Here is a 12,914-nt window from a genome sequence, read left to right as displayed (position 1 = left end):
CGCCGGCGGGGACGGCAAGCACTGTCTCCGCCGACGCGGTAGCGGCGCCGCTTCTACGCCGAGGCGTGCAGCACGACGGGCAGCGCGGTGACGTCGGTGCCGATGAAGGAGCGCTGCGGCTCGAGGTCCTCGACCTTGCAGGCCAGGGCGATCTGGGGGAACCGCTCGAACAGGGCCGGGAGCGCTACCTCGGCTTCGAGCTTGGCCAGCGGGGCACCCAGGCAGTAGTGGATGCCGTGGCCGAAGGCCATGTGGTCCTTGTCGTCCCGGTCGATGCGGAAGGCCTCGGGATCGTCGTGGACGCCCGGGTCGCGGCCGTGGGCGCCGAAGCCGATCAGGATGGCGTCGCCTTCCTCGATGATGACGCCCTCGCCGAGGTCGATGTCCTTGGTGGCGTAGCGCAGGGGCAGGTGCATGATCGGCGGGTGGAGGCGGAGGGCTTCCTCGATGACGTCGCGCCAGCGCCGGGGGTCGGCCAGAACGGTCGCCAGCTGGTCCGGGTGGTTGAGGAGCTCGCGTACGGCGGCGTTGATGAGGGCGACGGCGGTCTCGCTGCCCGCCCCGATCATCAGGATCAGGGTCGAGATCAGCTCGATGTGGCTGAGCCGGTCACCGTCTTCCTCATGGGCGGCCAGCAGCAGGCTGGTCATGTCCTCGCCGGGGGTGGCCCGTTTGACGTCGATGAGTGTCTGCATGGCCTGGTAGAGGTCGTGCTTGGTCGCTTCGGCCTGCTCCGCAGTGACGTCGGTGGCGAGGACGGAGTCGATGACGCGGAGCATCTCGGGGCGCTGATCGGCGGGAACTCCGAAGAGGTCGCAGATCAGGCGTGTGGGCACCCGGTAGGAGAAGTGGGTGCGCAGATCGACGGGCGCGGTCTGGTCCTGGTGGGCCAGGGTGTCGAGGAGGTCGGTGACGATGGCCTGGAGGACCGGGCGCATCGCTTCGACCCGCCCGGGGGTGAAGGCGCGGCTGACCAGTTGGCGCAGGCGTTTGTGGTCGTCGCCGTCGGAGGTGAACATCGAGACGACGTCGACCCAGGCGTAGAGCCACGGTATGGAACCCGGGGTGTGGGAGGGCCAGGACTTGCGGGCGTCCTTGGAGACATGGGGATGGGTGAGGAGCCGCTTGGCGACGTCTCCGCGGGTGACCGACCAGGCGGGGACATCTTCCGGCATGCGGACCCGGACGGCCGGGCCGGCCGCCCGAAGCTCGTCGGCCTGGGCGAACAGGCGGCGGCCGCCGCTGCTGTCGAGTGTCACGGTCGCGGTCCGGGCGGGGGTGCTGGTCACGAGGAACCTCCTGCGAGAGCGGCGGTGGGAAGACGGTCTTGCGACTTGGGCCGGAACCTGACGGGCATCGTCTGCGGGCACTGGTGGAAAGGGCCGTGCCGCAGGAGGGGTTCCGGGTCGGTGGAGATCAGCTCCATGTCCCAGAGCTGGTCCAGAACGGTCTCGACACCGGTCTGGACGATCGTGGTCGCCTGGGAGATCGCGGGGCAGCGGTGCGGGCCCGCCGACCAGGCGAGGTGGCTGCGGTTGTCGTACCCGAGGTCGTCGGGGAGCGCCGGGTCGGTGTTCGCTGCCGCGTGGGAGATGAGAACAGGGGTCCCTGCCTGCACGTACGCCCCGTGGAGGTAGGTGTCGTGGCGGGCGAAGTGGACGGAGAAGTTCGCCATCGGCGGGCGCTGCCACAGTGCCTTCTCCAGGGCGCGGCGCACGGTGAGAGTTCCGGCGGCGAGGTTGCCGGCGTAGTCGTCGTCGCGCAGGAGCAGGTGAAGGGTCCAGGCGGTGCACGCGGCGGCGGGGATGATGCCGGCGCCGACGGCGCAGAACAGCTGGTTGAGTGCTTCCTCGTCCGTCAGGGCGGCGGCGTGGTTGATCATCCAGGAGGTGAGGTCCTGGCCGGGCTGGGCGCGGCGAATCTGGATGAGCTCGTACAGGAGTCCTGCGAAGTCGGCTGCGCCCTGGGCCGCTTCGGGGCCGGCGCTGATGAGGTCCTGGCACGCGCGCACCATGCGGGTGGACTTCTCGGGCGGGCATCCCAGGAGTTCGGCGAACACCAGCATGGGGAGGATGTCGGCGAAGTCGCTCATGATGTCGGCCTGGCCGTCCCCGATGATCCGGGCGATCAGCGTCAGGGCGCTGCGTTGAGTGATCTCCCTGAGCCAGTGGGGGCTGATGCGGGCGATGCAGTCGTCCATCGCCCAGCGCAGGCGGGCGTGCTCCTGGTCGTCGGTGTAGAGGACCGAGGGACGCCAGGCCATCATGCCCAGCACGGGGCTGTCGCCCGGAACTTCGCCGTTGGCCAGGGCTGCCCAGCGGCGGGAGTCCTTGGAGTACGTGCGCGTGTCATTCAGGAGGGTGACGGCGGCGCGGTGCTGTGTGACGACCAGGGCGTGGACGGTGGGGGCGATCTCGGCCCAGCCGACGGGTCCCTGGCTGCGCAGTTGGTCGTAGGTGGCTTGAGGCTGGGCGGCGAAAGCGGCCCCGTGCAGCATGGGGCAGCCGCTCGCGGAGAGCGGGGGCGGCGATGTCATGAGGCGGGCTCCAGGCTGGGACGGGACAGCAGGTGGGAGACGAGTGCTATCAGCGGAGCCTTCGCCGAGCTCTTTTCCCGTACGTCGCACTCGACGAGGGGCGTGGACGGGTGGAGGTCCAGGGCCTTGCGCAGTTCGGCTTCGCTGTAGTGGGGGGAGGCCGCGAAGGTATTGACCGCGACCACGTAGGGCAGATCGGCTTCTTCCATGCGCCCCATGGCGTCCCAGGACTCGGTGATGCGCGCCGTGTCGACCAGGACGACGCCACCGAGGGCGCCCTGCATCAGCTCGTCGATCATGTAGTCGAACCGCGGCTGACCGGGGCCGCCGAACATGTAGAGCACGATGTCGTCGGTCAGGGTCAGGCGGCCGAAGTCGAGCGCGACCGTGGTGGTGTTCTTGTCCGACAACCCGCGCAGCGTGTCGACGATCTCGCCGGCTTTCGTCATCCGTTCCTCGGTTGACGTGGGCCTGATCTCGGAGACCGCACCGACGAACGTGGTCTTGCCGACGGCGAATGGGCCCAGCACGACGATCTTCACCGAGTGGCTGACACCGGGCGCCAGGTAGTTGCCCTCAGAGGTCGATGAGCGCATTGCGGATCCTCTCCAGCAGCTGTCTGTCGTGCTGCTGAGCGGCGGGTACGGGGTCACGGCTGACGAGGTGGCTGCTGTCGACGAGGGAGGAGACCAGCACCTTCGTCACAGCGGCCGGGAGTTGCAGGTCGGCGCTGACCTCGGCCAGCGACAGCACTCCGGGCAGGCAGTGCTGCATCAGCCGGCGGGAGTGTGCGTCCAGGCCGTGCAGCGGCTTGTCCGGGTCGGCGATCAGCAGAGTGGCCAGGTCCAGGGTGCGGCGGGTGGGCGCGGCCCTTCCCCCGGTCGGGGTGTAGGGCCGCACCATCCCGGCGCGCCGCCGGCCGCGGGGGGTCACGACGTTCCGTACGCTGTCCGCTCCCGGGCGGACAGCGCGGGAGCCAGGCCCTTGATGGCCTTGATCGTCGCCCCGGAGGCGACGGCCACTTCGGGCGCGGTCATCTCCGCGGTGACGGATACAGCCAGCGCGGTGTTGTGCCCGGCTCCGAAGACGAGGATGCAGCGGTTCGGCAGGTCGATGATGACCTTGCGGGGGGTGTCCTCGTCCTCGTTCGCTTCGGCGAGCTCGGCGATGGAGCGGCCGAGAGAGAAGATGCTCGAGGAACTGGCCCCAGCTCGGTCGGCCACATCGCGGTGGACGCCGTCCGAGTGGGCCAGCACCATGCCGTCGGAGCTGAAGAGGACGGCGTGCAGAACGCCCTTCTCCTCCGCGAGACGGTTGAGGACCCAGGACATGTCGTGGGTGTCGGCGGTGGGCTGCTGGTCAGGCACGGAACTGCTCTCCTTCGGTGGGGCTGGACTCGTGGTCGCGGATGGTCTCCGCCAGGTGGGCAAAGCCCTGCGTGAACGCCTCCGGGTCCTCGGCAGGCGCTGGCGCGCCGGTGGCTACGGGGGCTGTGGGACGGGGCGAGCGCCTGCGCCGCTGCGGCAGGACACTGCCGTCCGACGGCTCACCCTGTCGGTCGGCCTGGCCCCCTTCCGGGGGAGCCTCGGTCGGTGAGGCCGAGGCGTGGCCTGTGGCCCGAGTGGCCGCTGCTCGGCGCTCCGCCTGGGTCTCCTCTGCGGTCGGACCGTGTCCGAAGAGTTCCCGCGGGATGCGAAGGACGGCCCGCACGCCGCCGTACGGGGACGTACTGGTGACATCGGCGGCGAAGCCGTACTCGCCGGCGAGGCGGCCGATGACGGCGAACCCGAGCTGGCGCGTGTCCTCCAGAGCCGTCACGTCCAGCACGGTGTGCCGCGACAACTTCCGGGCGGCCTCCTCACGCTGATAGGCGTTCATGTTCAGGCCGCCGTCGTCGACGACGATGCAGAACCCCGTCTGGAACGCCTGCACCTCGACGAAGACCTTGCCGTCGGAGTACGCGGTGGCGTTGGACAGCAGCTCGGTGAGCGCCACCGTGACCGGCTCGACGACACGGCCTTCGAGCCAGGTCTCGCCGCTGCCGGGCTCGTAGGTGTAACTCACCCGCAGATAGGCGTTGATCCGGCCCCGCGCGGATTCGACGACCTCGCCGAAGGTGCAGTCCGCACGCTGCAGACCGGGCCACGAACCGGCCAGGATGCGCGTGCGCTGGAGCGTGTGCAGGGCCTGGGTGACCAGGTGGTCGAAGCCCATCAGGCTCTGGTGATACGTCGTGCCCTGGGGGTAGCGGTCCATCTCTTCGACGACGTTCATCTGGCAGCGGTGCAGGTGCGTCTGCGCCTCGTCGATGATGTCCCGCACTGAGGACCGCGCGGAGAGCCCGATCTGATCGCGGGTGACCGTGAGGGCCTCCTGGAGCAGCCCCATCACGGTCTGATGGCCGTGGTCGATGGGACTGCCGGCGAGACGCTCCTGGCTGAGTCCGGGCACCGGCACGCCACGGTGTCCGCGGGCGAGGGCGTCCACCAACGCGGGCATCCGCACCTCAGCGAAATGCTTCGATTCCGCCTCCATCGCGGCGGCGTATGCGAGCGCGGAATCCCGCTGGGCTTCCAGGGGTGTGACCCGGGCGGCCAGGGCCCGCTTTCTGCGGGCCTGCACTATGAGGCCCATCGATGTGGTGGCGAATCCGCCACCGAGCAGTGCGGTCGCGGTCACCAGCGAATCGAGCATGTGAGGTCCTCGCGCGAAGTGGGGGTCGACTGTGAACGAGCGGGGGCAAGGCTGAGGCGGCGTGCTTCGGGTTGTGGTCGAAGTGCTGTGAGCAGCGGTAGGGACGCATACAGCGGCAGGGGCGCGGAGTAGACGCGGCCCTCGTTGTTGCCGAGTCGGGCCCAGTGGAGATCCTCGGCCGGGCCGGAGCTCAGCGGGGGCACGGCCAGAACTCCGCTGTCGCGGTGGTCTACCGGCCAGGGCCAGCACATTCCGCGGCCGGAATGGGGCGGCAGGATCAGTACCCACTCGTTCCCGCGGGCCATCGAGGCGCCCACCGGGTGCGGGTTGATGTGACCCAGCAGGGAGAGAATCCGGCGTGCCGCCAGCTCGGGCATCGCCGCGGTGTCACAGTCGCGGCCGATCTCGACAGCGACCGGAGCGTCGGCGGTGATCGTGTCCGGGAAGAGGTCCGCGATCGCGGGCACCGTGTTCATGCGGCGATCACCGGCCTAGCCGTCCGCTCCAGCTCGCTCATCAGGACGGCACTCTCGATCAGGCCGATCATCGAGAAGGCCTGGGGGAAATTCCCCAGCTGGCGGCCGGACGCCACGTCGTACTCCTCGGCGAGCAGGCCGACGTCATTGCACAGCGCGAGCAGCTGCTCGAACAGGGCCCGCGCTTCCTCCAGCTGGCCGGTGAGCGCGAGGGCGTCGACCATCCAGAAGGAGCAGAGCAGGAAGCTCCCCTCGTCACCCGCAAGGCCGTCGACTCCCACTTGGTTGCCGTCGGTCGGATAGCGGTGGACCAGGCCATCGTCCGTCGAGAGCTCGCCGCGTACCGCGGCGACCGTGCCGATAACCCGCGGGTCGTCCGGCGGGAGGAACCCGGTGCGCGGGAGCAGCAGCAGGGCCGCGTCCAATTCGGTGGATCCATAGGACTGGGTGAACGTGTTCCGCTCGGAGTCGTAGCCCTTCTGGCACACCTCGGCGTGGATGGCGTCGCGGAGCTCGGCCAGCTCGGCCAGGTCAGCGTCGAGGACGCCAGCCTCCACCAGGCGCACCGTGCGGTCGACCGCGACCCAGGCCATGATCTTGGAGTGCACGAAGTGGCGTCGTCCGCCGCGCACTTCCCAGATGCCGTCATCCGGCTCCTGCCAGCGCCGCTTGAGGTAGTCGACGAGCCCGAGGTGCAGGGTCGCGGTGCGCTCGCACCGGGCGATGCCGTGCATATGGGCCAGATACAGCGTGTCGATGACCTCGCCGGGAACATCGAGCTGGAGTTGGTCGGCAGCGTCGTTGCCTACTCGAACCGGCGTGGAGCCCTCGTACCCGGGCAGCCAGGGCAACTCCCGCTCGGGCAGATTCCGCTCGCCCAGGATCGAGTACATGATCTGAATGTCGTCAGGGTTGCCGGCCACGGCCCGCCGGAGCCACTGCCGCCACGCCTCGGCCTCCTCGCGGTAGCCGGTACGCAGCAAGGCGGACAGGGTGATCGAAGCGTCGCGGAGCCAGGTGTAGCGGTAGTCCCAGTTGCGTACGCCGCCGATCGTCTCGGGGAGAGAGGTGGTCACGGCGGCGACGATCGCGCCGGTCGGCGCGTACGTCATGGCCTTCAGCGTGATCAAAGAGCGGACGACCGCATCACGGTACGGGCCGTCGTAGGTGCACCGCGCGACCCACTCCCGCCAGAACTCTTCGGTGGCCTCCAACGCAGCCCAGGTATCCGGGATTTCCGGTGTCGTGAGGTGGTGGGAGGAGTGCCAGCTGAGGGCAAAATTCACCGTATCGCCGGCGCTGACGGTGAAGTGGCTGACCAGGGCGTCTTCCTTTTGGACAGTCTCCACCGTGGCGTCCAGCCAGAGGGCGTCCGGCCCGTCGATGGCAACGGTGCGGCCCTGATGTTCGTAGATCCAGGGCCGGTGCTTTCCGTATCCGAAGCGCGGGCACCAGGCGGATGCGACTTCAACCGTGCCGCTGATCCCTTCAACGATCCGGATGAGCTGCGGGCTGTGGCCGTCACGGGGAGGCATGAGGTCAGTGACACGGATGCTGCCGGTCGGGGTGTCCCACTCGGATTCGAGGATGAGGGCGTCGCCGCGGTAGCCGCGTCGGTCCGCATTCGGGGCCTGGGCGCCGTCGGGGCGGGCGGGGCCGATCTGCCAGTAGCCGTGATCCCCGGTTCCCAGGAGGCGGGTGAAAACAGAGGAGGAGTCGAAGCGCGGCAAGCAGAGCCAGTCGATGCTGCCGTCCCGGCAGATCAGGGCGGCCGTCTGCATGTCTCCGATGAGTGCGTAGTCCTCGATACGCCCAGCCATGGAATATCCGTCTCGATAGGTGCGGGTGCTCCCGAGGTCTTGCGAGGCAAGGTGGGGAACAGGGGCGGGTACGGGAGGGGCTCGCTCAGCGCCACGACCCGCGCGAACGACAAACCTGAAGGCACGGAGGGCGGGGCCGGCTTCGAGCGGCCGCGGCCGGCAGCGCTGAGTTCATCGAGCCACAGCCTTCACTCGAAGGTCGTTCAGATCGACGGCGGTGCAGCCCTGGAGCGACAGCACTTGACGGCTCGCCAGCAGCCAGGGGAGTGCGGGGTCTTCGTAGGAGACCTTGACGACGTCCTTACCAGGGACCATGAGCAGTGTCCGCGGGTCGTAGAGGATGCCGGCGACACCCCAGGCCAGCGGCCGTTCGACCCAGGCGGCCACGTGTTCGCGCAGGTGCGGGCAGTGCTTGACCGCGATGAGCGCACACGGTGGGCAGACTGGGGCAGCGGTGGTCAGCTCCCCCTCAGCCACCGGCTGACCGACTTGCTTGAGAACGAAGAGCTGCCGCTCCGGATCCTGCTCCAGGGTGTCGGCGCCGCAGACTTGGCACAGCATCCGGCTCACCGCACGCCGTTGGCGAAGCACGTGGACCTTCGGGAACAGCGCTCGGCCCGATCCGGGGGCGATGGACTGCCTGACCCACAGCACCCCGTCCGCGTCGCGGTCGTAAGGCATCTCGCCCGCGAAGCCGATACCTCGCCCGCTCGGGTGACGCACCACGGCGGGAGTCCGGTGATTTTCCCCGCTCCACGCGGCGATGTACGGCACCGGAAGACCCCCTTGTTCGTGCTGGGTCCTGTTCATGCTGCGGCGCTCGTCAACCGGTGCGGAGCGACGATCTTGCCGTTGGGAAGGATCTCGCCGGTGTCTTCGAAGAGGAGGACACCGTTGCACAACCGGCTCCAGCCCTGTTCCGGGTGGGCCGCGACCACGACGGCGGCCTCGCGGTCCGCGGCCTCGGCGGAGGGACAGGTGGGCTTGTGCTGGCACATGGTGAGTCCTCGGAAGAATCGGCATTGGGGGAGGAGCGATTGGCTATCCGGCAGAGGGACCGGCTGCCGTGGGGGAGCACTCACCACGGCAGCCGGGAGGCAGCAGCACTACGGCCCTGCGCCTCGCTCCGGTCTTCCGGAGGCTGCGGTGACGGGGTGGCACCGGGTGCCTTCGGGATAGGACTCGGAGCCCGAGGGCGGGCGCTGGCGTACGGCGTTCACGGGGGTGTACTGCCGTGCGGCGGCGCGCGCCCCGCTCGTGGGGTGGTCGACTGCGGACTGCGCTATGAGGTGTTGTGCGGTTTCGGCCAGCAGGATCAGGTGCACCCGCGAGCCCATGTAGTCGGTCGGGGCGGCGCTGGCGAGGAGCGCGAGCCGACGCGGCCCGCCCGCTGCCAGCGCCGGCAGATGCTCACGGAATACGGCCACTATCTGGTCGACCTCGCCCTGGCAACGGGGAAGAGGTTGGGAGGGATCTCCCAGCACCTGGTCGATCAGGGGTACAACGATGGCGCCGCCGCTACGTAGGGGCCGCCCGAGGCGAAACAGCCGAGACGCAGGCCGTCGGCCGGTCGAGCTGGCTGCGCGAACGTCGCCACCGAACAGGGCGCCGAGAATCGGCGGGACGAGAGTGATCACGACAACCTCCCCGTGGGCCAAGCGCCAAGGCGACCGTTGCGGGAGGGGACCGCCAGGTAGTCGGCGTGCTTCCCCGTCACGCCGAAGTGGCGCAGCAGCGTCCTCAATGCGCCGAGTGGGATGGGGTACTCGGCGCGCTCCCACCGGCTGACAGCCGAGACCGACGCCCCCGCTACGCGGGCCGCGTCCTGCAGCGTGGTGCCCTTCGCCTCACGCAGACCGCGCAGGTACACGCCCAACACGATCCCGGCAGGTGCCTGGGGCACTTCGGTGGGCGGTGAGAGGAGGTCAAACATGATCGTCCTTGCGTGGTGTGGCCGAGCGGTTCAGGACTGGTCGCGTGGCACAGATGACCGGGTGTCGGTAGGCCCCGGCCGGGGCTGCCGGCTCGTTCTCTGTCCTCGGACGACGAGGACGGCCATGGCTCCGACGATCAGACTGATGATGATCAGTCCGGTGCTGGTCACCGCAGCCTCGGCGTGGATCCGGCGTAGGCGATCGTGACCAGCACGAGGGCGAAGGTGAGCGCGCGCAGGCATTGGTAGTTGGGGCACCAGGCCCGTCGGCGTGGCCGCCAAGGACTAGGCACGGCAGACTTCCCGGCGCTGCGGGACGGGCGTTCCGCGCGGCGCCCGCATGCGGTCCCTGGTACGGCTGAGCGCCTCGTGCAGCGCAGCCGCCGGGGTGGTGGACACAGCTACCGGCTCCGGCCGGGTCACCCACAGGCCCGTACAGCCGCGGCCGCCGTACCCGTCGCAGACCCACCGCCCGGTCCTGGTACCGGGCACGCAGTCGGAGTGGGCGGCCCCCCACCGGTGGAATGTGCCGGCCTCCACCGGCACCAGAAGGCTTTGGTGGCCGAGGCAGTACTTCAGCGGGCCAACCCCCGTGCCGTCGGCCACGAGGGCGTCGATTGCGGGCAGCCCCAGAGCCATTCCCACACGCACAGTGTCGTGGGCTCGCGGGAGCGCACCCGGCGGCGGTTCACCGATCGCGACATGCCACAGGTGGTGACTCCGTAAGTTCATGTGAACTGCTCTCCAGACGAGAAGACCGCTCGGGTGAATCGTGAGAGGGGGTTCTGGTGCCGTGCCGTAGCGGGGGAGGCCGGCGCGGCACCAGAACAGGGACAGGTCCCACGACTGTCAGGCGTGCGCGGAACCGATCTGGACGGCCCGGGAAGGAGCTGACCGCCCAGACAGCGGCCCGTGATCCGGTGGCTCCGGGACCGCGGTCGCTGGCGTCACTCCACGGTGACGGAACCGGCGGGACAGCGGTACGCCAAACCGCGGCCACTTGTGGGCCACTTCACCCGCGGCACGAGCACAAACCGAGGGTGTTTTGGTCTGCTTTATCCATCGTCATGGGTGCGGCGCAGCGACGGGCGGCGGGCGAAGTGACACAGAAGTGGCCGCGGTTTGGCGTACCGATGCCTGCCGTGTTCCGTCACGGTGGAGGTGGGTCGATTCCGGCCGCGCCGCAGGGCGTCTCGATCACGAGGAGACGAGGTTGCCTCCGACTACCGCCGAGCTGGTCCATGACCAGAGCCTCGGAAATCTGCTAGACCACTGCGATGTCGAGCTTGCAGGACTTCCGGCCCCGCAACGCACCGCACGCGTTGCGCTCACCAGCTTCCTGGACGATGTCGACGAGGGACAGCTCGATGACGCCAAGCTGGTCGCAAGTGAACTCATTGCCAACGCCGTCAAGCACGGCCGCGGCGCGGTCCTCATAAGGATCGAGGTCTACGAACTTGGCACGGCGCTGGGCGTCGTCGACCTGGGTCATGACACCGGCGTCCTCCCCTCACACCCGCGCAACTCGTCCGTGGAGCCGGACACCGCGGCCACATGCGGACGCGGATTGTTCATCGTCCAGAACCTCGCCAACACCTGGTCGGTCGAGGAAACCGCGAACGGAAAGATCGTCATCGCTGTGCTGACGCGGGAAGGATCTCGCTGATGACCGACTTGGACACCATGAGTCGTCATCTGGGACAGGGCCTCTTAGCTCATCCCCTGGGCGTCAACCTCGGCGCCGTCGGACTGGCGGGGAGCCCCACCCGCGGCGAGGACGATGGTCCCTTCCTCGACGGCCTGCGCCGCGCCGTGGAGCTCGGCGCCAACCTCTTCGACGCAGCGGACTCCTACGGAGCCGGGCGGGCCGAACGAATGCTGGGGCGCCTGCTGAGGGAGTATCCGGATCAGACTTTCCTGATCAGCAGCAAGGTCGGGAAGATCCGAGGCTCCGCGCCGCACGCCTACGCCGACCGGCACATCCACCACCAGCTGCAGCAGACACTGGAGAACCTCTACGCCGAGGAGCTGGACCTCTACACCCTGGACTCGTGGGACTTCGGCCCTCAAGACCGCTACCTGGGCACCGCAATCGATCAGATGCACACCCTGCGGGAAGTCGGCGCCATCAAGGCCATCGGAATGCGGGGGCCATACACGCCCGCCGAAGCGACTCCCGCCGAACGCGCCGCCTGCGCCGAGCGATTCCTCCACCTCTTCCGGCTCATCAGACCGAACGTCATCTGGACTCGATGCAACGCCCTGACGCCGACCATCACGCTGGAAGGCGAAGACCTCTTCGCCTTCACGGCACGCCACGGGGTCGGCGTGATCCTCGCGGCGCCGAAGGCCCTGGGTCTCCGGAACGCTCTCGCTCCGGCCGGCGCCGAGAAGGCACCCTGTGGGCTTGAGTCGCTGTACGCCAGATTCGGTGACACTCCGGGAACGCTGACCCGGCTCGCGTTGCTGTCTGGCGTTCAGCGCGCCGGCCACTGTGCCACGGTCGTCGGCTTCACCAGTGAGGCTCAGCTCGAAGAGAGCTTCGGGTCTCTTTCCGGACCCGTCCTCACGGCCGTCGAGCTGCGGCTGCTCGACGACGCGTACGCCCGAGTCCGCGCGCAGATGCACCCGAAGCCGAAGGAGAGGCTGGCGGCCGGCACCGGACTGTGATGGGCCAGCGCTGCCGGGCCGTTGCCGTCCATTGTGCGATCACCTTCTAGGCGAGCGTAGTCCGCGAGGTTGCGGAGGAGGGCAGGGGAACCGAGCGGATGGTCCTCCAGCGGTAGGTTCTGTCCTGGCGCCGCAGTTCCACGAGATCCACGGTCGTGAAGTGCAGCGGCACCGGCGGGAGAGACCGCAGAGGTTCGACGGCGTCGATGACCGCGGGCGCGGATCGCTCCTGGTTGCTGTAGGCGATACCCAGATGCGGGCGGAACGCCGTCGTCGGAGCGCCGCCGGGGACGCCGGCCTGCTTTCCCACAGCGTGAAGGGCGGCGTGGAGGCGGACCAGCGGTTTCCAGGGCGTGAGGCTGAAACGGACGGCGCCCCGTGAGCCGGCCAGAGGGTGAGCGAGGCCGTGGAAAGCGCTGACGGGCAGCTCCTGCGTCAAGTCGAGCAGGTGCTCCACCTGCGCGGTCGATACCTGGTCGACTGCGCCCACGCGCAGCAGGGTCACGTGCAGACCGTCGGCGGGGACAGGATCCATGCCCAGGTGCTGCAGAGCCCGTTGGCAGTGTTCCGTCCGCTGCAGCAACTGGCCGGGGTCCGGGAACGTGTGCATCCAGTAGTACTTGCGCTGCCGATCCGACCACCCGGGCCGGTCCCAGTGATCGGCCATGCGCTCGACCCGCTGGAACGCCCGCCAGTCGTGCTCGACGATCACTTCGGGATCGTCGAGGCTGGCAGGCGGCGCGCTGGGAAAGGCGCTGGGATCGGTGTCCAGCTCGGGCGACACG

General features: G+C 69.0%; 16 protein-coding genes. 2 read left to right on the top strand and 14 right to left on the bottom strand.

What is annotated here, in order from left to right; all coding sequences use genetic code 11:
* Positions 1-53: 53 nt before the first annotated feature.
* The 13 genes from SMIR_RS42205 to SMIR_RS42145 form a co-directional block, all read right to left on the bottom strand.
* Positions 54-1,289, bottom strand: a complete 1,236-nt coding sequence (locus SMIR_RS42205; protein WP_212728759.1) for a cytochrome P450 family protein — start codon at positions 1,287-1,289, stop codon at positions 54-56.
* Complete coding sequence (locus SMIR_RS42200) at positions 1,286-2,536, bottom strand: cytochrome P450 family protein (RefSeq protein WP_212728758.1); 1,251 nt, start codon at positions 2,534-2,536, stop codon at positions 1,286-1,288. The genes SMIR_RS42205 and SMIR_RS42200 overlap by 4 nt, the downstream gene beginning before the upstream one ends.
* Positions 2,533-3,132, bottom strand: a complete 600-nt coding sequence (locus tag SMIR_RS42195; protein WP_212728757.1) for a GTP-binding protein — start codon at positions 3,130-3,132, stop codon at positions 2,533-2,535. The genes SMIR_RS42200 and SMIR_RS42195 overlap by 4 nt, the downstream gene beginning before the upstream one ends.
* Positions 3,113-3,439: a DUF742 domain-containing protein gene (locus SMIR_RS42190; RefSeq protein ID WP_212728929.1), complete on the bottom strand. Its 327-nt coding sequence runs from the start codon at positions 3,437-3,439 to the stop codon at positions 3,113-3,115. The genes SMIR_RS42195 and SMIR_RS42190 overlap by 20 nt, the downstream gene beginning before the upstream one ends.
* Before the next feature lie 26 nt (positions 3,440-3,465).
* On the bottom strand, positions 3,466-3,903 hold the full coding sequence (locus tag SMIR_RS42185; RefSeq protein ID WP_249938710.1) for a roadblock/LC7 domain-containing protein: 438 nt from the start codon (positions 3,901-3,903) through the stop codon (positions 3,466-3,468).
* Positions 3,896-5,230: a histidine kinase gene (locus SMIR_RS42180; protein ID WP_212728756.1), complete on the bottom strand. Its 1,335-nt coding sequence runs from the start codon at positions 5,228-5,230 to the stop codon at positions 3,896-3,898. The genes SMIR_RS42185 and SMIR_RS42180 overlap by 8 nt, the downstream gene beginning before the upstream one ends.
* Complete coding sequence (locus tag SMIR_RS42175) at positions 5,212-5,706, bottom strand: hypothetical protein (RefSeq protein WP_212728755.1); 495 nt, start codon at positions 5,704-5,706, stop codon at positions 5,212-5,214. Before SMIR_RS42175 ends, SMIR_RS42180 begins: the two co-directional genes overlap by 19 nt.
* Positions 5,703-7,526: a glycoside hydrolase family 15 protein gene (locus tag SMIR_RS42170; RefSeq protein WP_212728754.1), complete on the bottom strand. Its 1,824-nt coding sequence runs from the start codon at positions 7,524-7,526 to the stop codon at positions 5,703-5,705. Before SMIR_RS42170 ends, SMIR_RS42175 begins: the two co-directional genes overlap by 4 nt.
* Positions 7,527-7,697: 171 nt before the next feature.
* A complete protein-coding gene (locus tag SMIR_RS42165; RefSeq protein WP_212728753.1) occupies positions 7,698-8,336 on the bottom strand; it encodes a hypothetical protein in 639 nt (212 codons plus the stop codon).
* Entirely contained in the window at positions 8,333-8,524 is a 192-nt protein-coding gene (locus SMIR_RS42160) for a DUF5999 family protein (RefSeq protein WP_006378574.1), read from the bottom strand. The genes SMIR_RS42165 and SMIR_RS42160 overlap by 4 nt, the downstream gene beginning before the upstream one ends.
* 108 nt (positions 8,525-8,632) lie before the next feature.
* The gene (locus SMIR_RS42155) at positions 8,633-8,953 is read right to left on the bottom strand and encodes a hypothetical protein (protein ID WP_212728752.1); all 321 of its coding nucleotides are present in this window, start codon (positions 8,951-8,953) and stop codon (positions 8,633-8,635) included.
* A gap of 206 nt (positions 8,954-9,159) precedes the next feature.
* Positions 9,160-9,459: a helix-turn-helix domain-containing protein gene (locus SMIR_RS42150; RefSeq protein WP_006378966.1), complete on the bottom strand. Its 300-nt coding sequence runs from the start codon at positions 9,457-9,459 to the stop codon at positions 9,160-9,162.
* Positions 9,460-9,744: 285 nt separating this feature from the next.
* Positions 9,745-10,098 (bottom strand): hypothetical protein, encoded by a 354-nt coding sequence (locus tag SMIR_RS42145; RefSeq protein WP_229878022.1) that lies wholly within the window; start codon positions 10,096-10,098, stop codon positions 9,745-9,747.
* Positions 10,099-10,672: 574 nt separating this feature from the next.
* On the opposite strand from SMIR_RS42145, the gene SMIR_RS42140 reads away from it, so the two are divergent.
* Positions 10,673-11,125: an ATP-binding protein gene (locus SMIR_RS42140; protein ID WP_190148959.1), complete on the top strand. Its 453-nt coding sequence runs from the start codon at positions 10,673-10,675 to the stop codon at positions 11,123-11,125.
* Positions 11,125-12,129, top strand: coding sequence for an aldo/keto reductase (locus tag SMIR_RS42135; RefSeq protein ID WP_006379101.1), 1,005 nt, complete (start codon positions 11,125-11,127; stop codon positions 12,127-12,129). The genes SMIR_RS42140 and SMIR_RS42135 overlap by 1 nt, the downstream gene beginning before the upstream one ends.
* 46 nt (positions 12,130-12,175) lie before the next feature.
* Here SMIR_RS42135 and SMIR_RS42130 read toward each other — a convergent pair whose 3' ends face one another.
* The gene (locus SMIR_RS42130) at positions 12,176-12,913 is read right to left on the bottom strand and encodes a 2'-5' RNA ligase family protein (RefSeq protein ID WP_006379247.1); all 738 of its coding nucleotides are present in this window, start codon (positions 12,911-12,913) and stop codon (positions 12,176-12,178) included.
* Between the last annotated feature and the right edge of the window lies 1 nt (position 12,914).

Origin of the sequence: Streptomyces mirabilis (assembly GCF_018310535.1) — a bacterium.
Classification (GTDB): Bacteria; Actinomycetota; Actinomycetes; order Streptomycetales; family Streptomycetaceae; genus Streptomyces.
Note: the sequence above shows the minus strand (reverse complement) of the source record. Positions and strands in the feature narration are given on the sequence as shown.

What these genes read in the sequence shown, in the direction of transcription:
- SMIR_RS42200 (WP_212728758.1), bottom strand. Translation starts at nt 2,536, where the DNA reads ATGACATCGCCGCCCCCGCTCTCCGCGAGCGGCTGCCCCATGCTGCAC.
- SMIR_RS42195 (WP_212728757.1), bottom strand. Translation starts at nt 3,132, where the DNA reads ATGCGCTCATCGACCTCTGAGGGCAACTACCTGGCGCCCGGTGTCAGC.
- SMIR_RS42190 (WP_212728929.1), bottom strand. Translation starts at nt 3,439, where the DNA reads ATGGTGCGGCCCTACACCCCGACCGGGGGAAGGGCCGCGCCCACCCGC.
- SMIR_RS42180 (WP_212728756.1), bottom strand. Translation starts at nt 5,230, where the DNA reads ATGCTCGATTCGCTGGTGACCGCGACCGCACTGCTCGGTGGCGGATTC.
- SMIR_RS42175 (WP_212728755.1), bottom strand. Translation starts at nt 5,706, where the DNA reads ATGAACACGGTGCCCGCGATCGCGGACCTCTTCCCGGACACGATCACC.
- SMIR_RS42170 (WP_212728754.1), bottom strand. Translation starts at nt 7,526, where the DNA reads ATGGCTGGGCGTATCGAGGACTACGCACTCATCGGAGACATGCAGACG.
- SMIR_RS42165 (WP_212728753.1), bottom strand. Translation starts at nt 8,336, where the DNA reads ATGAACAGGACCCAGCACGAACAAGGGGGTCTTCCGGTGCCGTACATC.
- SMIR_RS42160 (WP_006378574.1), bottom strand. Translation starts at nt 8,524, where the DNA reads ATGTGCCAGCACAAGCCCACCTGTCCCTCCGCCGAGGCCGCGGACCGC.
- SMIR_RS42150 (WP_006378966.1), bottom strand. Translation starts at nt 9,459, where the DNA reads ATGTTTGACCTCCTCTCACCGCCCACCGAAGTGCCCCAGGCACCTGCC.
- SMIR_RS42145 (WP_229878022.1), bottom strand. Translation starts at nt 10,098, where the DNA reads ATGGCTCTGGGGCTGCCCGCAATCGACGCCCTCGTGGCCGACGGCACG.
- SMIR_RS42135 (WP_006379101.1), top strand. Translation starts at nt 11,125, where the DNA reads ATGACCGACTTGGACACCATGAGTCGTCATCTGGGACAGGGCCTCTTA.